Source organism: Alicycliphilus denitrificans K601, assembly GCF_000204645.1.
GTDB classification, from domain to species: domain Bacteria; phylum Pseudomonadota; class Gammaproteobacteria; order Burkholderiales; family Burkholderiaceae_C; genus Alicycliphilus; species Alicycliphilus denitrificans.
On record NC_015422.1, the window covers coordinates 4,123,530 to 4,144,896 of the forward strand.

The 21,367-nt window shown below is 69.5% G+C and carries 22 protein-coding genes and 1 pseudogene; 9 read left to right on the top strand and 14 right to left on the bottom strand.

Annotated elements, in window-relative coordinates; genetic code table 11:
- Positions 1-14: 14 nt before the first annotated feature.
- Genes ALIDE2_RS19625 through ALIDE2_RS19645 form a run of 5 tightly spaced genes read left to right on the top strand, consistent with a single transcriptional unit; the run spans position 15 to position 4,177 of the window.
- On the top strand, positions 15-782 hold the full coding sequence (locus tag ALIDE2_RS19625) for an SURF1 family protein (protein WP_013520281.1): 768 nt from the start codon (positions 15-17) through the stop codon (positions 780-782).
- Positions 724-1,479, top strand: coding sequence for a hypothetical protein (locus ALIDE2_RS19630; RefSeq protein WP_013520280.1), 756 nt, complete (start codon positions 724-726; stop codon positions 1,477-1,479). The genes ALIDE2_RS19625 and ALIDE2_RS19630 overlap by 59 nt, the downstream gene beginning before the upstream one ends.
- On the top strand, positions 1,476-2,633 hold the full coding sequence (locus ALIDE2_RS19635) for a COX15/CtaA family protein (protein WP_013520279.1): 1,158 nt from the start codon (positions 1,476-1,478) through the stop codon (positions 2,631-2,633). The genes ALIDE2_RS19630 and ALIDE2_RS19635 overlap by 4 nt, the downstream gene beginning before the upstream one ends.
- Positions 2,630-3,556, top strand: coding sequence for a heme o synthase (gene cyoE, locus ALIDE2_RS19640; protein WP_013520278.1), 927 nt, complete (start codon positions 2,630-2,632; stop codon positions 3,554-3,556). The genes ALIDE2_RS19635 and cyoE overlap by 4 nt, the downstream gene beginning before the upstream one ends.
- Before the next feature lie 57 nt (positions 3,557-3,613).
- The gene (locus ALIDE2_RS19645; RefSeq protein ID WP_013520277.1) at positions 3,614-4,177 is read left to right on the top strand and encodes an SCO family protein; all 564 of its coding nucleotides are present in this window, start codon (positions 3,614-3,616) and stop codon (positions 4,175-4,177) included.
- A gap of 33 nt (positions 4,178-4,210) precedes the next feature.
- On the opposite strand, the gene ALIDE2_RS19650 is transcribed toward ALIDE2_RS19645, so the two are convergent.
- From ALIDE2_RS19650 to ALIDE2_RS25520, 7 genes and pseudogenes are all read right to left on the bottom strand, one after another.
- Positions 4,211-5,221 (bottom strand): Bug family tripartite tricarboxylate transporter substrate binding protein, encoded by a 1,011-nt coding sequence (locus ALIDE2_RS19650; protein WP_013520276.1) that lies wholly within the window; start codon positions 5,219-5,221, stop codon positions 4,211-4,213.
- Between the two features lie 142 nt (positions 5,222-5,363).
- Entirely contained in the window at positions 5,364-6,299 is a 936-nt protein-coding gene (gene rpoH, locus ALIDE2_RS19655; protein ID WP_013520275.1) for an RNA polymerase sigma factor RpoH, read from the bottom strand.
- An 893-nt stretch (positions 6,300-7,192) separates the two neighbouring features.
- Complete coding sequence (gene tnpC, locus ALIDE2_RS19660) at positions 7,193-8,707, bottom strand: IS66 family transposase (RefSeq protein ID WP_013516299.1); 1,515 nt, start codon at positions 8,705-8,707, stop codon at positions 7,193-7,195.
- An 82-nt stretch (positions 8,708-8,789) separates the two neighbouring features.
- The gene (gene tnpB / locus ALIDE2_RS19665) at positions 8,790-9,122 is read right to left on the bottom strand and encodes an IS66 family insertion sequence element accessory protein TnpB (protein ID WP_013516300.1); all 333 of its coding nucleotides are present in this window, start codon (positions 9,120-9,122) and stop codon (positions 8,790-8,792) included.
- The gene (gene tnpA / locus ALIDE2_RS19670) at positions 9,119-9,547 is read right to left on the bottom strand and encodes an IS66-like element accessory protein TnpA (protein ID WP_013516301.1); all 429 of its coding nucleotides are present in this window, start codon (positions 9,545-9,547) and stop codon (positions 9,119-9,121) included. Before tnpA ends, tnpB begins: the two co-directional genes overlap by 4 nt.
- 75 nt (positions 9,548-9,622) lie before the next feature.
- Positions 9,623-10,143, bottom strand: a pseudogene (locus tag ALIDE2_RS25515) (transposase); the annotation flags it as partial.
- 65 nt (positions 10,144-10,208) lie between these two features.
- Entirely contained in the window at positions 10,209-10,346 is a 138-nt protein-coding gene (locus ALIDE2_RS25520) for a hypothetical protein (RefSeq protein WP_238530172.1), read from the bottom strand.
- Between ALIDE2_RS25520 and ALIDE2_RS24695 the strand changes: the two genes are divergently transcribed.
- Positions 10,287-10,451: an integrase core domain-containing protein gene (locus ALIDE2_RS24695; RefSeq protein ID WP_238530162.1), complete on the top strand. Its 165-nt coding sequence runs from the start codon at positions 10,287-10,289 to the stop codon at positions 10,449-10,451. The genes ALIDE2_RS25520 and ALIDE2_RS24695 overlap by 60 nt on opposite strands.
- On the opposite strand, the gene ALIDE2_RS19685 is transcribed toward ALIDE2_RS24695, so the two are convergent.
- Positions 10,440-10,637: a site-specific integrase gene (locus ALIDE2_RS19685; RefSeq protein WP_049791360.1), complete on the bottom strand. Its 198-nt coding sequence runs from the start codon at positions 10,635-10,637 to the stop codon at positions 10,440-10,442. The two genes, ALIDE2_RS24695 and ALIDE2_RS19685, sit on opposite strands and share 12 nt — an antisense overlap.
- A 65-nt stretch (positions 10,638-10,702) precedes the next feature.
- Between ALIDE2_RS19685 and ALIDE2_RS19690 the strand changes: the two genes are divergently transcribed.
- A complete protein-coding gene (locus ALIDE2_RS19690) occupies positions 10,703-11,785 on the top strand; it encodes an SPOR domain-containing protein (RefSeq protein ID WP_238530057.1) in 1,083 nt (360 codons plus the stop codon).
- Positions 11,786-11,858: 73 nt separating this feature from the next.
- Positions 11,859-12,191, top strand: coding sequence for an I78 family peptidase inhibitor (locus ALIDE2_RS19695; protein ID WP_013722971.1), 333 nt, complete (start codon positions 11,859-11,861; stop codon positions 12,189-12,191).
- 9 nt (positions 12,192-12,200) lie between these two features.
- On the opposite strand, the gene hemW is transcribed toward ALIDE2_RS19695, so the two are convergent.
- The 5 genes from hemW to ALIDE2_RS19720 all read right to left on the bottom strand — a co-directional run bounded on the left by hemW (position 12,201) and on the right by ALIDE2_RS19720 (position 16,908).
- Positions 12,201-13,433 (bottom strand): radical SAM family heme chaperone HemW, encoded by a 1,233-nt coding sequence (gene hemW / locus ALIDE2_RS19700; RefSeq protein ID WP_013722972.1) that lies wholly within the window; start codon positions 13,431-13,433, stop codon positions 12,201-12,203.
- A gap of 91 nt (positions 13,434-13,524) precedes the next feature.
- Positions 13,525-14,142, bottom strand: a complete 618-nt coding sequence (gene rdgB, locus ALIDE2_RS19705) for an RdgB/HAM1 family non-canonical purine NTP pyrophosphatase (RefSeq protein WP_013722973.1) — start codon at positions 14,140-14,142, stop codon at positions 13,525-13,527.
- 45 nt (positions 14,143-14,187) lie between these two features.
- Positions 14,188-14,925: a ribonuclease PH gene (gene rph, locus ALIDE2_RS19710; RefSeq protein ID WP_013722974.1), complete on the bottom strand. Its 738-nt coding sequence runs from the start codon at positions 14,923-14,925 to the stop codon at positions 14,188-14,190.
- 67 nt (positions 14,926-14,992) lie between these two features.
- Positions 14,993-15,895 carry a PP2C family protein-serine/threonine phosphatase gene (locus ALIDE2_RS19715; RefSeq protein WP_013517901.1) on the bottom strand — a complete coding sequence of 301 codons (903 nt, stop codon included), beginning with the start codon at positions 15,893-15,895 and terminating at the stop codon, positions 14,993-14,995.
- A complete protein-coding gene (locus ALIDE2_RS19720; protein WP_013517902.1) occupies positions 15,892-16,908 on the bottom strand; it encodes a serine/threonine protein kinase in 1,017 nt (338 codons plus the stop codon). The genes ALIDE2_RS19715 and ALIDE2_RS19720 overlap by 4 nt, the downstream gene beginning before the upstream one ends.
- Positions 16,909-16,988: 80 nt before the next feature.
- Here ALIDE2_RS19720 and ALIDE2_RS19725 point away from each other — a divergent pair, with 80 nt between their 5' ends.
- Positions 16,989-17,897 carry a YicC/YloC family endoribonuclease gene (locus ALIDE2_RS19725; RefSeq protein WP_174764497.1) on the top strand — a complete coding sequence of 303 codons (909 nt, stop codon included), beginning with the start codon at positions 16,989-16,991 and terminating at the stop codon, positions 17,895-17,897.
- 31 nt (positions 17,898-17,928) lie between these two features.
- On the opposite strand, the gene ALIDE2_RS19730 is transcribed toward ALIDE2_RS19725, so the two are convergent.
- Positions 17,929-21,366 (bottom strand): DUF6519 domain-containing protein, encoded by a 3,438-nt coding sequence (locus ALIDE2_RS19730; protein ID WP_013722976.1) that lies wholly within the window; start codon positions 21,364-21,366, stop codon positions 17,929-17,931.
- Position 21,367: the final 1 nt, after the last annotated feature.

Consider the following 21,367-nt stretch of genomic DNA (forward strand, 5'->3'; position numbering starts at 1 on the left):
GAGTCCATTATCCGGTGAACCATCCCGCACGACGTTCCTTCGGCCTGCGCTTCTGGCTGGTCACGCTGGCCGCCCTGGCCACCATCGTGGCCACGGGCTCGCTCGGGCGCTGGCAGCTGTCGCGCGCCGCGCAGATGCGCGCGATGCAGGCAGCGATCGACGAGCGCCAGGCGATGGCACCGCTGGAGGGAGCCGGGCTGCTGCAGGCGCAGGAGCGCGGCGGCGCGCAGGTGCTGCACCGCAGCGTGCGGCTGCGCGGGCAGTGGCTGCCCGAGGCCACGGTGTTCCTGGACAACCGCCAGATGCAGGGGCGCCCGGGTTTCTTCGTGCTCACGCCGCTGCGCCTGCACGCCAGCCAGCGCGCCGTGCTGGTGCAGCGAGGCTGGGCGGCGCGCGATTTCCATGAGCGCACGCGCCTGCCGGACATCGCCACGCCGGCCGGCGAGGTGCTGGTCGAGGGGCGCCTGGCAGGCCCGCCCGCTCGGCTGTACGAGTTCCAGCCGTCCGGCGAAGGCCAGGGGTCTTCGCGCATCCGGCAGAATCTGGACTTGGCCGCCTATGGGGCCGAGACCGGGCTGGACCTGCTGCCCCTGACCGTGATGCAGACCGGCGCCGCCGGCGACGGGCTGCGGCGCGACTGGGCGCCCGTCGACAGCGGTGTCGGCAAGCATTACGGCTATGCATTCCAATGGTTCGGGCTTTGCGGCCTGGTTGTAATCCTTTATGTCTGGTTCCAATTTGTCCGACGCTTATTCCCCCCGAACCGCCGGCCTCGGGCCTGAGCAGGGCGCCGAGCAGCCGCTCGGCCTCACGGTGCACAGCCTGCCGCACGCCGGCGACGCCATGGCCGCGATGCAGCGCACGCGCGGCAAGGGGCGCTGGCAGATGCTGGCGCTGCTGTTGGTGTGCGCGGCGCCCGTGATCGCCTCGTATTTCACCTACTACGTGATCCGGCCCGAAGGCCGGCGCAGCTATGGCGAGCTCATCGATCCGCAGCGCCCCATGCCGGCCCAGGCCCGGGTGCACGCGCTGGACGGCACGCCGCTCCGCCTCGATGCGCTGCGCGGCCAGTGGCTGCTGGTGAGCGTGGCGGGCGGCGCCTGCGACGCGGACTGCCGCAACAACCTCTACCTGCAGCGCCAGCTGCGCGAAAGCATGGGCCGCGAGAAGGAGCGCGTGGACTGGGTATGGCTGGTCTCCGACGACGCGGAGCCCCCCGCCGACATCGCGCCGGCGCTCGCCCAGGCCACGGTGCTGCGCGCAGACGGCGCCACGCTGGATGCCTGGCTCGCGCCCGCGGCCGGCCATGCGCTGGCCGAGCACCTGTACGTGGTGGACCCCATGGGCCACTGGATGATGCGTTTCCCCGCGCACCTGGACCGATCGGGCGCGGCCAACGCCAAGCGCGACCTGGAGCGCCTGCTGCGCGCCTCGTCGTCGTGGGATCTTGCGGGCCGTGAACAGGAGGAGCGCCCATGACCAGCACGCAGCAGTCTCTCTACGACCTGGCGCCGCTCATCGAGGTCATGGCGCTGGGCGCGGCGATCGCCCTCGGGCCGCTGGCTTGGGTCTGGTGGCGCGGGCGCGGCGGCACGCCCGTTCGGCGCCTGCAGGCGCTGACCGTGCTGACGCTGTTCCTTACCTTCGACCTGGTCATGTTCGGCGCCTTCACGCGCCTGACGGACTCGGGCCTGGGCTGCCCCGACTGGCCCGGCTGCTACGGCAACGCCAGCCCCGTGGGGGCGGTGGCCGAGATCTCCGCCGCGCAGCAGGCCATGCCCACGGGCCCGGTCACGCACGGCAAGGCCTGGGTGGAGATGATCCACCGCTACCTCGCCACCGGCGTGGGCGTGCTCATCATCGTGCTCACGGTGGGCGCATGGCGCCAGCGCGGACGCACGCCCGCGCTGAGCCCGTGGTGGCCCACGGCCACCCTGGTCTGGGTCTGCCTGCAGGGGGCGTTCGGCGCCCTCACGGTGACCATGAAGCTGTTCCCGGCCATCGTCACGCTGCACCTCATCGGCGGGCTGGTGCTGCTGGTGCTGCTGTGCGTGCAGGCCGTGCGCCAGACGCAGATGACCCAGGGCGCGGCGCCCGTGGCGCTGCAAGGTGGCCTGCGTTGGCTGCTGGGCGGAGCGGCCGTGCTGGTGGCGCTGCAAAGCGTGCTCGGCGGCTGGGTCAGCACCAACTACGCGGTGCTGGCCTGCACCACCTTCCCGCAGTGCCAGGGCAGCTGGTGGCCCGACATGGCTTTCGCCGAGGGCTTCCAGATCTGGCGCGCGCTGGGGGTGCTGCAGGACGGTAGCCACATCAGCTTCGCCGCCCTGACGGCCATCCACTACGTGCACCGGCTCGCGGCCTACGGGGTGCTGCTGGTGCTCGGGCTCCTGGTGTGGCGCTTGGCGCGCGCGGGCCAGCTGCGCGACCAGGCGCGCTGGCTGGCGGGCCTGTCGCTGCTCCAGTTCGTCACGGGCCTGTCCAACGTGGTGCTGGACTGGCCGCTGGTGGCGGCCGTGTTGCACACGGGGGGCGCCGCGGCGTTGATCGTGGTGTTGACCTGGGCGCTGGCGGCCAGCCGCAGCATGGCCGATACCGCGCGGGCACCTTCCATCCCCAGGAGAGTTTCCGCATGAGCGCCGCTCCTGCCCCCGCCCCCGCGCCCGCCATGGCGGCGGCGCATGCGCTGCCGTCGCGCGTGTCCCAGTTCTACGCGCTGACCAAGCCGCGCGTGGTGCAACTGATCGTGTTCTGCGCCTTCATAGGCATGGTGCTGGCCGTGCCCGGCCTGCCCAGCGGCGCGCAGTGGTGGCAGATGGCCGTGGCCAGTGCGGGCATCTGGCTCGTGGCCGGCGCGGCCGCGGCCTTCAACTGCCTGGTGGAGCGGGGCATCGATGCCAGGATGAAGCGCACCGCCTGGCGGCCCACGGCCAGGGGCGAGCTGTCCAATGCGCAGACGCTGCTGTTCTCCGCCCTGCTGTGCGCGGCCGGCTCGGCGCTGCTGTATTTCTGGGTCAATCCCCTGACCATGTGGCTCACCTTCGCCACCTTCGTGGGCTACGCGGTGATCTACACGGTGATCCTCAAGCCGCTCACGCCGCAGAACATCGTGATCGGCGGCGCCTCGGGCGCCATGCCGCCGGTGCTGGGCTGGTCCGCCATGACGGACAGCGTGGGCCCCGAGGCGCTGATCCTGTTCCTGATCATCTTCCTGTGGACGCCGCCGCACTTCTGGGCCCTGGCGCTGTACCGCGTGGAAGACTACCGCAAGTCCGGCCTGCCCATGCTGCCCGTCACGCACGGCAACGAGTACACGCGGCTGCAGGTCTTCCTGTACACCCTGATCCTGTTCGCGGGCTGCCTCATGCCCTTCATCTACGGCATGAGCTCGTGGATCTACCTGGCCGCCGCCGTGCTGCTCGGCGCCGGCTTCTGCCTCTACGGCTTCTGGCTCTGGCGCGGCTATTCCGACGCGCTCGCGCGCAAGACCTTCCGCTTTTCCCTGATCCACCTGAGCCTGCTGTTCGCGGCGCTGCTGGTGGACCACTACGTACTGTGATGCGAGGCCATGCTTAAACGTGAAACTCTTAAAAAGATAGCTGCTGGCGCCCTCTGGATGGGCGCTGCAGGCATTTTTTCTGCTTGTACCCCGAAGGGGCCGAAGTTCCAGGGCGTGGACCTTACCGGCGCCGAGTACGCGCGCGACCTGCCGCTTCCCGACCACAACGGCCAGCTCCGCAGCCTCAAGGACTTCGCGGGCAAGGTGGTGGTGGTGTTCTTCGGCTACACGCAATGCCCGGACGTGTGCCCCACCTCCATGTCGGAGCTGGCCGAGGTCAAGCGCGCGCTGGGCGCCGACGGCGACAAGCTGCAGGGCATCTTCGTCACCGTGGACCCCGAGCGCGACACGCCCGAGATGCTCAAGGCCTACATGGCCAGCTTCGACCCGGGCTTCCTGGCCCTGCGCGGCACGCCCGAGCAGCTGGCCGCCGTGGCCAAGGACTTCAAGATCTACTACAAGCGCGTGGACGGCCAGACGCCCACGAGCTACACGATGGACCACTCCGCCGGCAGCTATGTCTACGACACGGCGGGCCGGCTGCGCGTGTACCACCGCTACGGCAGCGGCGCGCAGAGCCTGGCGGCCGACGTGCGCGCGCTGCTGGACGAGGCGCGCTGAACGCCCTCCAGGGGCAGGGCGCCCCCGCGCAGTTCACTCGGCCCGAATGCCCTGCTCGCGGATCACGCGGCTCATCGTGGCCGTGTCGGCCCGCATGCGGTTGGCCAGGCCCTCGGCCGAGGAGCCCACGGCCTGCCAGCCCTGCTGGAACAGCTTGGCGCGCACCTCGGGGCTGCGGGCCGTCTCGCCGATCAGGGCGGACAGCCGCGCGCGCACCGGCGCGGGCATGGAGGCGGGCGCCGCGAAGGCGTTCCAGATCTCCAGCTGGAAGTCGCGCACGCCGGCCTCGGACAGGCTGGGCACGTGGGGCACGAGCGCGCTGCGCCCGGCCGACGTCACGCCGATCAGGCGCAGCTTGCCCGCGCGCTCCTGGGCCTGTGCCAGCGCCGGCGGCAGCAGCGCCATCTGCAGCTGGCCGCCCAGCATGGCGGTCGCCACCTGCGGGTAGCCGGGGTAGGGGATGTGCACGGGGGCGATGCCCGTGCGCGCCTTGAGCAGCTCCGTGCCCAGATGGCCCACTGTGCCCACGCCGGGCGTGCCATAGCTCCAGCGGTCGCCGGCCTGGCGCGCAGCCTGCAGGAAGGCGCGTGCGTCGGCGCCGGCGGGCACGCCGGGCTGGTTCACCGGCGCGGCCAGTACCAGGGGCGAAACGCCGATCAGCGACAGCGGAGCCAGGTCCCGCGCGGGATCGTAGGGCACCTGGGGATTGAGCAGCTTGGCGATGGTCAGGTTCCCGTTGATGAACAGGCCGATGGTGTGGTCGTCCTGCGCCTTGGCCACCGCGTCGGCGCCGATGTTGCCGCCCGCGCCCACCTTGTTCTCCACGATCACCGGCTGGCCGAGGGCCTGCGCCAGCGGTTCAGAGAAGGTGCGCGCCGTCAGGTCGGGCGAGGAGCCCGGCGGAAAGCCCACGATGATGCGCAGGGGCCTGGCGGGCCAGCCCGGCGTGGCGGGCGCGGCGCTCTTGTCGGCCACGGCGGCGCCGCAGGCCGAAGCCAGGGCCAGGGCAAGCAGGCCGCGGCGGGCGGGGGAATGGCGGAACATGGGGGGAACCTCCTGATCGGGGGCGGGCGGGCGGCGCTGCGCCCGCCGGCATGAAAAAGCGCGCGGCCCACCCGGGCCGCGCGCCTCGATTATCCGCCTGTACACCCCGTGCGCACGCACTGGAAGCCAGGCAGGGCAGGGGTCAGGCGTGCTCGACCAATGCCTTCTTCATCTTCTTCATCGCAGCCACCTCGATCTGGCGTATGCGCTCGGCGCTCACGCCGTACTCGGCGGCCAGCTCGTGCAGCGTCATGCCGCCCGAGCCGTCGTCGTTCACCTGCAGCCAGCGCTGCTCCACGATGCGGCGGCTGCGCGCGTCCAGGCTGGCGAGCGCCGAGGTGATGCCGTCGGTGGCCAGCGCGTCGCGCTGGCGCGACTCGATCATGGCCGTGGGCTCGTGGGCCGTGTCGGCCAGATAGGCAATGGGGCCGAAGGCCTGCTCGCCGTCGTCCGACGGGGCGGGGTCCAGCAGCACGTCGCCGCCGGCCAGGCGCGTCTCCATCTCGATGACCTCCTCGCGCTTGACGTTGAGCTGCTCGGCCACCATGTCGATCTCATGGTCGGACAGCGTCTCGCGGTGCGTATCGGCGTCGATGGCGTCGGCCTTGAAGCCCTGCTTCATGGAGCGCAGGTTGAAGAACAGCTTGCGCTGGGCCTTGGTGGTCGCCACCTTGACCATGCGCCAGTTCTTCAGGATGTACTCGTGGATCTCGGCCTTGATCCAGTGCATGGCGTAGCTCACCAGGCGCACGCCCTGGTCGGGATCGAAGCGCTTGACGGCCTTCATCAGGCCCACGTTGCCCTCCTGGATCAGGTCGCCATGCGGCAGGCCGTAGCCCAGGTACTGGCGCGAGATGGACACCACCAAGCGCAGGTGCGAAAGCACCAGGCGGCCTGCGGCCTCCAGGTCGTTGTCCTTCTTGAACTGCTGCGCATAGCGCTGCTCCTCCTCCAGAGTGAGCAGGGGCAGGCGGTTGACGGCGGAGATATAGGCATCCAGGTTGCCCAATGGCGGAACCAGCGCCCATGGGTTCGCGGGTGCTAGCGCCGTCGTGGCAGATGCAGACTGGAATGCCATGTCAGTGGTCCTTTCTTGCATGGGGTTTATATTAGCACTCTGTTGGAGGGAGTGCTAAAACCAAAGTTCCCTGGATATGGATAAGGACGAAGCGGCCGTTCATGGTGTTGTCGATTTCCGCTGAGTTTTGTACTTTTTTCACTGAGTTTTGTACTTCTGACGTGTGTCGTGGCGTCGCTAACTCTATGAATTTCAATGGTTTTTTTCTTGACGGTGCAGCTTTATGAATAGTGTTTTGCTTAAATTTTGAGCAAATTTTCAAAACACCTCTAGCCTTGAGACTCCGTTGGCCGCTTTGGCTCGGGGGGCGGGTCAGACCGGGCTAGCCTTCAGAATGAGGAAGCCAAGCCTAGGAACGGTGGGGTGCAGGCGAAGCATGCGCCTGTTCTTTTGGGGTCGGGCTTGGCTGGAGAGGGTTGTCTGTTCTGGCCGGAGTCTGTTCTGGGGGCTGCTCAGCACCTGAGTGCGCAGATCACTACCACCAAGGATTCGAGTGCATGGCTGCTTCAGGCTGCTAGCTATCACTCGAGGTCGCTGAACGGAAGAACCGTTCCCGTGATGACCTAACACTCGGCGTCTATAGCCTTGAGCGGCGGCTGATCCATCGACACCAGTCATTCGGCTTGACACTACTGTCTCAACTATCTCCTGCACCATCATCGAGCTCACGTTTTACGCGTCGATGAGTACCGCCAAGCGAACTTAGTCGTTGCTCGCCTTCGTGATTTCCCTCGCCGAGCTCAACCGTTGCCGGCAACCGTCAAGCAGCCGCTTGTAGCAACTCTCTGTTGATTCATTTCCAAATCTGGGCCATTTCGGGACGCGTTCACGTTGAAATCTGGTAAGCGCACGGCAAACCCATGTTGACCGCCGCTGGCGGCCATGGCTGATGATCAGATATCGATGGGTTGCCAGCGATGCGGCAGCAGTTCTTCAATCCGGCTGGCCTTGTGCGTGGGCAGCCGGGTCAGCACATCCTTGAGATAGGCATATGGGTCGTGCCCGTTCATGCGCGCTGACTGGATCAGGCTCATCACGGCGGCCGCCCGCTGGCCCGCGCGCAAGCTGCCGGCGAACAACCAGTTCGAGCGCCCCAGGGCCACAGGCCTGATCTGGTTTTCGATCCAATTGTTGTCCGGCGGCAGCTGCGGGTCATCGACGAAGCGCGTGAGCGCTGCCCAGCGCTTGAGGCTGTAGTCCAGCGCCTTGGCCGTCGCCGAGTTGCCCGCCACCTGCTGGCGTTGCAGCACCATCCACTGGTGCAACGCGTCCAGAATGGGCCGACTGTGCTGCTGGCGCACCTGCAACCGCTCTGGTGCCGCCAGGGGCTGAACTTGCCGTTCGATCTCATAGACCCGGGCGAACTGCATCAGGGCCAATTCGGCGATCTGGCTCTTGCCCGCTGCGTGCAGGTCGAAGAACTTGCGCCGGGCGTGTGCCAGGCAACCGGCTTCGGTCACGCCCTGGCTAAAGCTGGCCTTGTAGCCGGCATAGTCGTCACAGATCAGGCTGCCGCGCCAGTCCCCCAGAAAGGCGCGGGCGTGTTCTCCGGCGCGGGACTCGCAGAAGTCATAGACCACGGCCCGCGTGGCTTCAAACGCTCCCGGGGCATAGGCCCACAGGTAGGCCCGGTGCGTTTTACCGCTGCCCGGCTTGAGCATGGCCACCGGGGTCTCATCACCGTGCAACACCCGGTGGCCGAGCACCTCGGCCTTCAGGGCATCGACCAGCGGTTGCAGCCGCGCACCGCAGGTGCCTACCCACTGCGCCAGGGTGGATCTTGGAATCGCCAGGCCGGCGCGACCAAAGATGTTCTCCTGCCGGTACAAGGGCTGGTGATCCTGGTACTTGGCCACCAGCACTTGGGCCAGCAGGCCGGCAGTCGGGATGCCTTTATCGATCACATGGGCCTCGACCGGCGCCTGGGTGATAGTTTCGCACTGGGTGCACGCCCACTTGCCACGGATGTAGCGCTCCACGGTAAACACGCCGGGCACGTAGTCCAGCTTCTCGGCCACGTCTTCGCCGATGCGCTGCATCCGGCAGCCACAGGCGCAGGTGGTCGACTCAGGCTCGTGGCGGATTTCGCGGCGCGGCAGGTGGGCCGGCAGCGGCTGGCGTTTGGGCTGTTGCTTGGCTTCGGGCGCAGCCGCAGGCGGCTGGAGTTGCTCAATCTCGACAGCGACCGCCGCCAGGTCGGCATCGATCTCGTCTTCCAGCAGGCTCTTCTGATCGGCGCTGTGCCGCTCGGATTGGGCGGCGAACTTCAGCCGCTTGAGCAGCGCGCACTCATAGGTGAGCTTCTCGTTGAGCGCGCGCTGGTGACGCAGTTCGGCCAGCAGGCGCTGGGTCACTTCGCGCAGTTGCTCTGCGTCCAGTTCGCTCAGGGCTTGCTCGTCGATCACCATGGCTGGCAGTGTGCCCGCTCACCCTGGGTCCAGCCATTGACGCATCTCCCGATTGCCACGGCCACGCCCTTGCGCCGACGATTCAGACCACGCTGATGGCACCTTGCGAGCCCACACGCTGCCAGGGCAGGCCCAGCACCAGGGCGTTGAGCTGGGCGTGTTCCAACGCCACGTTCGGACTGCCCGCAGGTGCCCAGACAAACTTGCCCTGGTGCAGCCGGCGCGCGGCCAGCCACAGCCCCACACCGTCATGTACCAGGACCTTCAGGCGATTGGCTCTCTGGTTGGCGAAGACGTAGGCATGGTGCGGGTGGGCCGCGCCGAAGGTGGCGATCACCCGCGCCAGGGCCGTGTCCGTGCCCGCGCGCATGTCCAGCGGGGTGGTGGCCAGCCAGGCCTCATCGATACGGATCACCGCAACAACTCCCGCAGCATCTGGGCGCACTCGGCGGCGCCAGACAAGGGCCAGTGCACGGTCACGGACATGCCGGGGCGCTGGCATTCGATGCGGATGCCGTCCGCTGGCGTTGGCAAGGACGCGGATGGCAGCTCACCAGCAGACGCCGGCGGTACTGCGCTCAGGTCGATGGGGATAAAGGCCGGGGGTGGGGAAGCAACGACTGCAGTGCTGACGCCAGCTTCAAGACGGTGAAATCCCTGCGCCCATTCCTTGAGCCAGCGGTGTAGCACGTTGGCGTTCATGCCATGTTGCAGGGCCACCGCCGCGACCGATGCGCCTGGCTGTCGGCAGGCAGCCACCAGCTCGGCCTTGAATTGCGGGGTGTAGGTGCGGTGCGTGCGCCGCTGCGCATAGCGCGGGGTCTGAGGGTCTTTGAGCATCGTGTCCACGCCAATGTTGCGTGCACACGATCTTGCTCAGCCTTACCACCTCATTCAAGATGGGTTCGCCAGCCGCATACGATAGATGCGCTTGTGGTTCACCCCCGGAAACTGCTGGCGCAGCATGTCGTGGATGCGCCGGTAGCCGAATCGGCGGCGCACCAAGGCCGTTTGCCGAATCTGTTCACCCAGGGTGGCGTTGAGCTCGCTGGGCTGCGGTGGGTGGCGGTAGCTGTCTCGGGATAGCCCCACAAGGCGGCAGGCGTGCCGCTCCGAGAGGTGATGCTGCTCAATCATCTGCCGGATGGCATCGCGGCGCGCCTGTGGGGCTAGCGCTTTACCCCGAAGACGCTCTTGAGGGCGTGGATGTCCAGGTGGGCTTCGGCCAGCAGTTTCTTGAGCTTTGCGTTCTCGCTCTCAAGCTCGCGCAGGCGCTGGGCCTCTGAGACCTGCATGCCGCCGAACTTGGCACGCCATTTGTAAAACGTGGCCTGGCTGAAGCCGCCGCTGCGGCACAACTCGGGGATGCCCATGCCGGCTTCGGCCTGTCGCAAGAAGCCAATGATTTGTTCGTCGCCGAACCTGCTCTTCTTCATGTCCGTCATTCTCCTGGGTTGACGGGCTTCTCTCGTTTACTGTGGTACGGCTGGTGGGGGGCAGGTCACTGGTCAGAAGCTATGGGCTGCGCCAGGAATTCATCACGCCACACAGCCCTGAACAGAACGGTCTGGTCGAGCGGGTGATCCGTACGCTCAAGGAGCAATGCGTGCATCGGCACCGCTTCGAATCGCTGCATCATGCCAGTCGCCTGATCGGGGACTGGATCCATTTCTACAACCATCGGCGCCCGCACCAGGCGCTGAACATGCGGACACCCGCTGAGGCATTTGCATTAGCGGCCTGACCTGTGCAGGTTCTGCTGGGTCAATACACGTGAGCGCAACGCGAACTGGCTCAAGGGCTGGCCGTTCTGGTCCTGGATCAGGAATGCGCTGATCGCCTTTCGGGGCCGCTGGTTGATCCTGTCGATGACGGTCGCCAGTTCGCCCGTGACCTCGATGCCTAGGCGCGCGCCGGTCTTGTTCTGCACGATCCACAGCGCGCCGTTTCTGCCGCCCGTGGGAGCGTGCGGGGCCGCATGCCAGAATGGCGCGCATGCCAACCTACACCGCCCATGCGGCGCATGCCGCGGATCAGCCCGGCGCGGCTGCGCAGTACACCAGCGTCGCGCCGGCGCTGTACCGGGCGGCGCTGGGGCCCGTGAACCTGGAGCACTACCTGGCCGCATTCGAGCGGCTGGACGCGACGGGGCGCGTGCTGCCCGGGTGGAACCTGGCGGCGGCCTTGTGCCCGCTGGGGTGGCTTGCGTTCCGGCGGCTGTGGCGGCAGGCGCTGCTGGCGTTTGCGGCGCTGGCGTCGGGTGCGCTGTTGCTGTGGGCCGTGGGGCACCGGTGGCTGGCCTTGCCGTGGCCTATGCTGACCGGCCTGGCGTTGGCCGGGCTGACGGTGTTGTGTGGCGGGCTGGGCCTGTATGGCGATGCGCTGGTGCATGCCGACGTGCGGCGGCGCATCGACGGCGCGGTGTCGGCCGCCTCCACCATGCGCGAGGCCATGGGGCTGCTGCAGCGCCAGGCCAGCAGCCGGCGCCGGCTGCTGTGGGTGGCGGTGGCGAGCGCGGCGCTGGCGGCTGCCGCGGCGTGGCTGGCCTTCGCCAGTGCGATGGGGGATCGGCGGCTGCCGGATGCCGGCGAGCCCGCGCCCGTCGCACTGTCGGCGCCCGAGCCCGCGCCGCGGCTGCCAGTCGTGGGTGGCGAGCGGCCTGTTGCGCCAGCCGCCGATCCATCGCCGGCGGCCACCGAATCGCTCTCCACTGACCAGGCATCGGCCCAGCCTCTGCTGCAGGCACCCGAGGCCGAATCGGAGCCTGAGGTGGCGCAGGCGCAGGCCGAGGAGCCGCCCCAGGCGAAAGACCCCGCGCCGGCGCGGCCGCCGCAAAAGGCCGCACAGCGCAGGCTGTACATCAACGTGGGCCTGTTCGCAGACCCCGAGAATGCGCGCCGCACGCAGGCACGCCTGCGGCAGGCGGGCCTGCCGTGCGCTGTGGAGCCACTGGTGCGTTCCGACGGCCGACGCCTGCAGCGCGTGCGCGTGGGGCCGTTCAGCTCGGCGGCGCAGGCCAATGCGGCTGCGACCAAGGTGCGCGCGATGGGGCTGGAGGCGGTGGCCGCGGCGCAGTGACGGGCGGTTACCGATGGTGACGGCGGTGGCGCGCGGGCCGCGTTATGGTGCCGGCTTTCGTGGAGGGATGGACATGCGGTATTTCTCGCGCGCGGGTGGTGTGGCAGGCATGGCGGCGCTGGCGCTGCTGGCGGGGTGTTCGGCGCTGGGGCCGGGGGCTGGCCCCGCGCAGCCGATCGGCGCGAGCACGGCGCCAGTGGGCGGCACCTGCGATGCCCAGGGCGCGCAGTGGGCCATCGGCAAGAGCGGCACGGCCAGGGTGGTGGAGGAGGCGCGCGTGCGCGCCGGGGCGCGCATGGCGCGCGTGGTGCGCCAGGGGCAGCCGGTCACTCAGGTGTTCGACGCCCAGCGCCTGAGCCTGGAGGTGGACGGCGGCGGCAAGGTGACCGCCGCGCGCTGCGGCTGAGGCTGGACCTCAATCCGCGAGGAACAGGGCCTGCAGGTCGCTGAGGAAGTCGAACCCGCGCTCGGTGGGGCGCACGTGTCCCATGTCGCGCGCGATCAGGCCCCGGGCCTCGGCCTGCTGCAGGCCCTGGGCGATAGCCGTGAGCGGCTGGCCGGTGCGCTCCGTGAAGTCCTGCAGCGCGAAGCCTTCGCGCAGGCGCAGCGCATTGAGCATGAATTCGAACGGCAGGTCGGCGCGGCGCACGTCCTCGTCCTGCGCGATGGCGCGGCCGGACAGGGCGCCGGCCATGTAGAGCTGCGGGTCGCGCAGGCGCACCTGGCGCACGATGCGGTGCGCGAAGCTGAGCTTGCTGTGCGCGCCCGCGCCTATGCCGAGATAGTCGCCGAACTGCCAGTAGTTGCGGTTGTGCAGGCACTGGTGGCCCTCGCGCGCGTAGGCCGAGACTTCGTAGCGCGACAGGCCCGCGGCCGCGGTCAGCTCGGTGATGCGGTCGAGCATGGCGTAGGCCTGGTCGTCCTCGGGCAGGCGCGGCGGGTATTTGGCGAAGTAGGTGTTGGGCTCGATCGTCAGGTGGTAGATGGAGATGTGGGGCGGCGCCAATGCCAGGGCCTGGCGCATGTCCTGCTCCTGCTCGGCCGGCGTCTGGCCGGGCAGGGCGTACATGATGTCGAGGTTGAAGGTCTCGAACGCCTGCGCGGCCTCTTCCACGGCGGCCAGGGCCTGGGCGCGGTCGTGCACGCGGCCCAGGGCCTGCAGGTGCCGGTCGTTGAAGCTTTGCACGCCGATGGACAGGCGCGTCACGCCCGCGTCGCGGTAGGCGCGAAAGCGTTCTTTCTCGAAGGTACCGGGGTTGGCCTCCAGCGTGACCTCGCAGTCCGCCTCCAGCCGCAGGCGCGCGCGTATGTCGCTCAGCAGCCGGTCTATGGACTGCGGCGCAAACAGGCTCGGCGTGCCGCCGCCGATGAAGATGGTTTGCACCGTGCGGCCCCAGACCAGGGGCAGGGCGGCCTCCAGGTCGGCCACCAGCGCGGCCGTGTAGCGCGCCTCGGGCAGGGGTTCGCCGCCGGGCGCGTGGTGCGAGTTGAAATCGCAGTACGGGCATTTGCGCAGGCACCAGGGCAGGTGCACGTACAGCGACAGCGGCGGCAGGCTGGTGAGCTGCAGCAGGCCGGGGCGCATGTAGTGCTGCACGTCGTGCAGGGCGGAGCCCGGCTGTGCGGCGGGGGTGATGGGGATGCTCATGGCGGTATGGAAAACATAGCTGCTAGCGCTTGCTGCATAAGGGTTTCAGCTGAAAACTGTTTGAAATCCTTGTGCAGAAAGCGCAAGGCGCTCATCTTTTTGATGCGTCTGGAAACCAGTGCTCGCGCATCAGCGCCAGCATCTGCTGCGCCGCGCGGCCGCGGTGGCTGTGGGCGTTCTTGACCTCGGCGGGCAGTTCGGCAAAGGTCTTTTCGAAGGCGGGGATGTACATCACCGGATCGAACCCGAAGCCGCCCGCGCCGCGCGGCGCGCGCGCGATCTCGCCGGCCACGCGGCCCACGGCGATCAGCGGCTCGGGGTCCTGCGGGCTGCGCACGGCCACCAGGGTGCTGACCATGGCGGCGCGGCGGTCCTTGATGTCCTCCATCTGTTCCAGCAGCGCGCGCACGTTGTTGGCGTCGCCCTTGTCGTAACCGAACTGCGTGGCGTAGTAGGCCGTCTGCACGCCGGGCTGGCCGCCGAAGGCCTCGACGCACAGGCCGGCGTCGTCGGCCAGCGCGGGCAGGCCCGTGTGGGCGCTGGCGAAGCGCGCCTTGGCCAGGGCGTTCTCGACGAAGGTGTGGAAGGGCTCCTCGGCTTCGCCCACGCCCAGCTCGGCCTGGGCGACGAGTTCGACGCCCAGCGGCGCCAGCATGGCCTGCAGCTCGGCGAGCTTGCCGCGGTTGTTGGATGCGAGAACGAGTTTCATGGTAAAAATGGCTTCCAGCGCTTGTGTATCAAGCGTCAATAGCTATCAATTGCGCAGCGATTCCTGTTGCAGCAGCATCAGTTCGGCGATGCCCTTCTCGGCCAGGGCCAGCAGCTGGTCCATTTCGCGGCGCGAGAAGGCGGCGCCCTCGGCCGTGCCCTGCACCTCCACGTAGTGGCCGGTGCCGGTCATGACGACGTTCATGTCGGTGTCGCAGGCCACGTCCTCCACGTATTCCAGGTCCAGCAGCGGTTGGCCCTGCACGATGCCCACCGACACGGCCGCCACCGCGCCCGTGATGGGCGATGCGGCGACCTTGCCGGCGGCCAGCAGCGTGCCCACGGCGTCGTGCGCCGCCACCCAGGCGCCGGTGATGGCGGCCGTGCGCGTGCCGCCGTCGGCCTGGATCACGTCGCAGTCGATCTGCAGGGTGCGCTCTCCCAGGGCCTTGAGATCGAACACCGCGCGCAGGCTGCGGCCTATGAGGCGCTGGATCTCCTGCGTGCGCCCGCTCTGCTTGCCGCGCGCGGCCTCGCGGTCGCTGCGGGTGTGGGTGGAGCGCGGCAGCATGCCGTATTCGGCCGTCACCCAGCCGGAGCCAGAGCCGCGCTTGTGCGGGGGCACCTTCTCCTCGACCGAGGCGGTGCACAGCACGCGGGTGTTGCCGAACTCGATGAGCACCGAGCCTTCGGCGTGCATGGTGTAGCGGCGCGTGATGCGGACGGGGCGCAGCTCGTCGGGGGCGCGGCCGCCGCTGCGGGCGAAGGGGGTGGTGGGGTCCATGGGGTCGGGTCCAGTCGGAAATGGGCTGCCGCTGCGGCAGGATGCGTGCCGGCCAAGCGCGCGCCGCCTACGCCTTGCGCGCGGCGGTGCGCCTGATGGCTTCGTTGATCTCGGCGATCGAGCGCTCGATGGCCGCGTCGTCCAGGTCGTCCGTGAAGCCTTCGAGCGGGCCGGCCTGGATGGTGGAGGCGAACACCTCGTCGCTGATGCTGTCGGTGGTCACGGCCTGCGCGGGCTCGCAGGTGTTGGGCGTCTCCCACTCCATGGCTACCACGGTGACGTTGTCGCTCGCGTCGCCGCCCCGGCGCAGGGCGTCCTCGACCAGGTCGGGCACGGCGTGGGAGACGGCCTGGCGCGTGATCTGGCGCGCGATGGCGGCGTCGTCCAGCTGGCTCCACAGGCCGTCGGAGCACAGCAGCAGGCGGTCGCCCTCCTGCAGCGGCACGGGGCCGGCGGTGTCGAACAGCGGCTTGGTGGGCGAGCCCAGGCAGGTGAACAGCACGTTGCGGTTGGCATGCCCCAGGCCGGCCATGGCGGCGCTGCGCAGCTCCTGGTAGGAATGGTCGCGCGTGCGCATGAGCAGTTCGCCGCCGCGCACCAGGTACAGGCGCGAGTCGCCGCAGTGGATCCAGTGGGCGCAGCCGCCCTGCGTCACGGCCGCGACCAGAGTGGTGCGGGGCGTGTCCAGCATGCCCTTGTGGTTGGCGTAGCTCAGGATCTGGTGGTGCGCCGCCAGCAGCGCGGCCGAGAGGAATTCGGGCACGTCATGCAGCACCGGCCTGGCCTCGTGCTGGAACATGGCGGACACGGTCTGGATGGCGATCTGCGCGGCCACCTCGCCCCTGGGGTGGCCCCCCATGCCATCGGCCAGCACGAAGAGCGCCGACGCCCGCGTGTAGCAGTAGCCCATGCGGTCCTCGTTCTTCTCGCGCCCGCCGCGGCGACTGAGCTGGAAGACGGAGAACTTCATTTGGAGCGCGCGCCGGGGTGGGTGGCTTCGCCGGTCTTCTGCAGGCTCTTGCGCGTGTCCGCCACCAGGGAATCGAACTGCATGCGCATCTTCTCGGCTACCGTCAGCTTGGTGTAGCGGCGCTCGCCTTCACGCGAGAGCTCCTTCTGCAGCGCGAACACTGATTGCGGGCGCGACAGCGGATCGAGCGCCATGCACCACTCCACCACCTCGATGAGGTTGTCCGAATAGATGCCGCGCAGCTTGTGCAGCGCCAGCGTCAGGCGGTCCTTGTCCTGGCGCTGCGGCGCCTCGTTGGGCGGAAAGCCCTGCATGCAGGCATAGATGCAGGCGCCGATGGCGTAGATGTCGGTCCACGGGCCCATCTGCGCGTCGCGGCGGTACATCTCGGGGGCGGCGAAGCCCGGCGTGTACATGGGGCGGATGAAGTTGCCCTCCTTGGACAGCACCTCGCGCGCGGCGCCGAAGTCGATCATCACGGCCCGGTTGTCGTCGGTGATGAAGATGTTGGCCGGCTTGATGTCCAGGTGCAGCATCTTGTGCTGGTGCACGATGCGCAGGCCGCGCAGCACCTCGTCGAACAGCGAGCGGATGGTGGACTCGCGGAACACCTTCTGCGTCTTGAGGTCGCGCGCGGTGATGATGAAATCCTGCAGGGACGCGCCCTCCAGATAGTTCATCACCATGTAGACGGTCTCGTTCTCGCGGAAGAAGTTGAGCACGCTCACGACGGACGGGTGCGAGATCTGCGCCAGCGAGCGCCCCTCCTCGAAAAAGCTCTTGAGACCCAGGCGGTACAGCGACAGCTTCTCGGGCGGAACCTTGGGCAGCAGCTCGCCGGGCTCGCGCGTGACCAGGGAGGCGGGCAGGTATTCCTTGATGGCCACCTGCTGGCCCTCGGCGTCCATCGCGAGGTACACCACGCCGAAACCGCCCGCCGCCAGCTTGCGCACCACGCGGTAGCCGCCAATGACGGTATCGGGGAGCAGGGGGGCCGGTTTGACTTTTGACATAGACAGCAGGTGCGGACGCGGGCGCGGGAGGGAGCCCGGATAATCGCCGGATTGCAAGCTACCAACCACCGAAAAGTCCAATGCCAGTTTACAGCATGACCGGATATGCGAGCGTGCAGCTCGCCATGGCCCCCGAGGCCGAGGGCAGGGCCGGCAGCGCGCGCCGCCTGGGCCTGGAAATACGTTCCGTCAACAGCCGCTTCCTGGACCTTTCGCTGCGCCTGTCCGACGAACTGCGCGCCCAGGAGCCTGCGCTGCGCGCCCTGCTCACGCAGCAGCTCAAGCGCGGCAAGGTCGAAGTGCGGGCCTTCGTGGACACCGACGAATCCGCCGCCCTGGCCGAGCCCACGCCCCGGCTGCTGCAGCGCCTGGGTGCCGTGCAGGATGCCGTGCGCTCATGGCTGCCCGATGCGGCGCCCCTGACCGTCGCGGAGGCCCTGCGCCTGTGCGCGAACGCGGGAGCGCCCGCGCAGGACTGGAGCGCGCCCATGCTGGAGCTGGCGCAGAGGGCGCTCGACGACATGGTGGCCGCGCGCGAGCGCGAGGGCGAGCGCCTGGCCGCCATGCTGCAAGACCGCCTGGCGCAGCTGCGCGCTCTGGCCCGGCAGGCGGCCCCGCTGGTGCCGCAGCTGGTGGAGCAGCAGCGCCAGCGCTTCATGGAGCGCTGGCGCGAGGCCATGCAGCTGGCCGAGGGCACCGCCGTGCCCGAGGCAGCGCAGGACCGCGCCCTCAGCGAGGCCACGGCCTTCGCCATACGCATCGACGTGGCCGAGGAAATCACGCGCCTGCAGTCGCACCTGGACGAAATCGAGCGCCTGCTCAAGAAGGGCGGCGAGGTCGGCAAGCGCCTGGACTTCCTGATCCAGGAACTGCACCGCGAGGCCAACACCCTGGGCTCCAAGTCCGCCGCGATGGACCTCACGCGCATCAGCGTGGACATGAAGGTGCTGATCGAGCAGATGCGCGAGCAGGTGCAGAACATCGAATAGGCGCGGCAGCACCGGCCGCGCCGCTGCTCCGTCAGGCCGTCGATTGCGGCAGCGTGAAAACCATGTTGGCCGCGCCGCGGAACTGGCCCTTCGTCACCAGGAAGTACAGGGTTGCCGTGTCGCCGACCAGTTCGCCCACGTTGCCGCTGGCGGCCGCGCGCCTGCCCACCATCGCGCCATAGAGGTTGCCTGTCGACTTGGTGGCCGTGAAGTGATTGCCGGTCACGCTCATGAACACGCCCGCGCACAGGCTGGGGGCCGCGCCGAGGCTGTTGCCCTGCAGCACCACGGTGTGGAACAGGCCGTCGAATTTCCTGGCGATGAGTTGCTTCACCATGTCCTGGCCCAGGTTCAGGCGCGCCAGCTGGTTGTGCGCCACCACCAGCTGGCCGCGGCCGGCGGGTACCTGGAAGTCGCCGTTGTTCAGGGCGTTCACCAGCGCCGCTGCGGGAGGGGCCGCGCCGGCCGCGTCGGTGCCGGGCATGCCGTAGAAGGCGAGGTCGCCGGCGATCTGGCTGTGCATGATCTCGCACAGGCCCTGGGCGTTCTGCACCACCACCGAGGCCGGCGCCGCGGCGGCCACTTCGCATTGGTGCATGCGCAGCTCCGCCGTGCCGTCCACGACGACCCAGGGCTGGGGTGCTTCCTGCTTGCCGTCGATGCGCAGCCCATGCAGGCCCAGCTGCGCGTTGTTCGTGAGCTGCAGCATGGCTTTCGGCGCCATGGCCAGCTGCAGGTCGCGCAGCTCCAGCGCGGCGAAGCCGCCCAGCGCGATCGGCCCGGCCACGTCCACCACGGCGGTGGGCCCGCAGCCGTGCAGCGACAGCCGCATGGGGGCGTCGCTCTGCTTGATGGAGAGGCCGTCCAGCGCATGCTGACCCGGCAGGAAGCAGATGCACAGCTGGCCGCCGCGTTCCTTGAGCAGTTTTTGCAGCAGCTCGGTGCTCAGTTGCTCGAAGTTGCCGCCCTTGCCTATGGTGACCGCACAGCCGCCGCCGGCCTGCACGTTCGCCTGTGCCATGGCGGCGAACACCAGGGTCTGTCCGGCCACGGGGTCGCCGTCGCTGCCCAGCAGATGGGCGCGCACGCGCTGCGGGCCCGCCGCGCCGAGCGTCCAGGGGCATGCGGCCTGGCCCGCGGCATCGGTGGTGGCATCGGTCACGCCGGCGGCGGGGCTGCCCACGGTGCCACCGCCGGCTTCGACCGTGAAGCGCACGCGCGCGCCTTCCACGGGCAGGGCACCGCGCACCACGCGCACGCGCAGCGGCTCGGCAACGGCGGCGCCGGGGATGGCCTCCTGGCCGTCTCCGCCCACGTAAAGCAGCTGGGTCAGCCGGGTGAGCTGGGGAAACCATTCGCGGCAGTCGGTCACGGCGCCGATCAGGCCTGCGGCGTTCACCGTCACCAGGCCCAGCCGTGCCCAGCCGTCCTGCACGCCGGCGGGCGGCCGTACCAGCGGCGCGCCATCGTCATCGAGCGGCCATTCGACGTCCGCCGTGGCGGTGCGCGCCGGTATCTGCCAGTAGTCGCCCACGCGGTAGCTGCCGCCCGGCGCAAAGCGCACCTCGACACCGTCCTCGAGCGGGATCCAGCTGCCTTCCACCACGGCAAGCGCGTTCTGGCCGGCCGCCGTGGGCCGCTGGTCCCAGCGCCGCAGCAGGGGGTGCAGGCCGGTGTCCTGCCCCAGGCTGCCCGTGGGCACGCCGGCCAGCACCAGTTCCAGCGCATCGTCGCCGTCGTTCAGGTATTCGAACAATTGGCCCGCGCGCTGTTGCAGTGCCGCCGCGTCGTCCACCAGTTCCACGCGGTCGTGCGGCGCCAGGTCCAGGTTGGCGTCGCGCCCGCGCGCGGCCACGCGCACGGTGGTGAGCTGGGCCACGGTGTCCACGGCGATGGACTGCACGGCGTAGGCCACCGAGCCGTTTTCGCGCGACCACTTGAAGGTGGCGGCCCCCGTGTTCGCGTCCACGCTGTGGATCTCCACGCGGTACAGCTGGTTTTCGAGACGGCGGTAGCCCGCGCTGGCCGCTATGTCGCACACGCCCGTGGCGGCGAGCTGTGGCGTGGCGCGCGCGGCCAGGCGCGCGCCGGGTGGCGCGGCGAGGGCGTCCCAGCCCGCGATCGCTGCGCCGCAGGTCCAGGGCGTGTTGTTGGGCGGCGCCGGCAGCGCCAGGGCGCGCACCTGGGCGACCTGGCGCGCGCGCGTGGCCGTGTCCGGCCCGCCAAGGGCCACCTCGCGCATGGCCGGGTCTTCCAGCGCGCCGATGTGGCGCTGCCAGGCGCGCAGGTAGATGAGGTAGGTGCCCGGCGCCAGGCGCTGGGCCACGCCGCCGTCGGGCTGGTTGGCCAGCGACGCGCCTTGCTCCCACACGCAGTGCTGGCCTTGCACGTAGTAGCAGCCGGGGCCTATCAGCAGGCTGGCCGCGGGCAGCGTGGCGGGTGCGCCAGCGCCACCGGCCGCCACGCGCCAGACCTGGCCGGCGCCGACCAGCCAGGCATCGGCGCTGCCCGCCACCGACAGGCCCGTCAGCATGGGGCCGCCAGCCACGGGCTGCGCGGTCCAGGTCGTGCCGCCGTTATTGGTCGCCAGCAGCGTGCCGCCGTCGCCCGCCGCCCAGCCGGTCGTCGCATTGCGCATGCGTAGCGCGCGCAGCCGAGCGGTGCTGCCGCTGGTTGCGGCGCTCCAGGTGGCGCCGCCATCGTTGCTGACCAGCAGCGTGCCGCCGTCGCCCGCCGCCAGGGCCTGGGCGCCGTTGAGCATCACGGCGCGCAGCGTGGCCGTGGTGCCGCCGTCCACGCGCGCCCAGCTCTGGCCGCCGTCGCTGCTGCGCACGATGGCGCCGCCCTGGCCCACGGCCAGGCCGTTCTGCGCGCTGGTGAAGGCCACGGCGTACAGCCGCGCCACGCCGGTGGCGTGCTGCGTCCAGGTGGCGCCGCCGTCCGTGGTGGCCAGCGCCAGGCCGCCGTCGCCCACGGCCCAGGCGCGCTGGGCATCGAACGCGGCCACGCCGCGCAGCGTCTGCAGCGTGCCGCTGCCTTGCGCCGCCCAGGTGGCGCCGGCGTCGGTGGTGCGCGCTATGGTGCCACCGTCGCCCACGGCCCAGCCGGTGGCGGCGGCGCGTGCGATGGCGCGCAGGTGGCGCGTGCTGCCCGTGTCGGCGACGGTCCAGGCGCCGCCGCCGTTGCTGCTGACCAGCAGCACGCCGTCCTCGCCCGCGATCCAGACATTGTTCGCATCCAGCGCGTGCACGGCCAGCGCGCGCATGCCGCCCGTGAGCGCGAAGCCCGCGCCCTCGGCCGGGCCGCCGCTGGCACCTATCACGTCCCGGGCCAGGCGTTCGTGGCGGTGGCGCGTGATGTCGCCCTGTTCGTTGAAGTCCGCGTCGGTGAGCACGCGGCCCTGCTGCAGGCGCACCGCCGTGTAATGGCTGCGTGGGTCGAAGGTCTCGCGGGAGAGATCGCCTTGCATG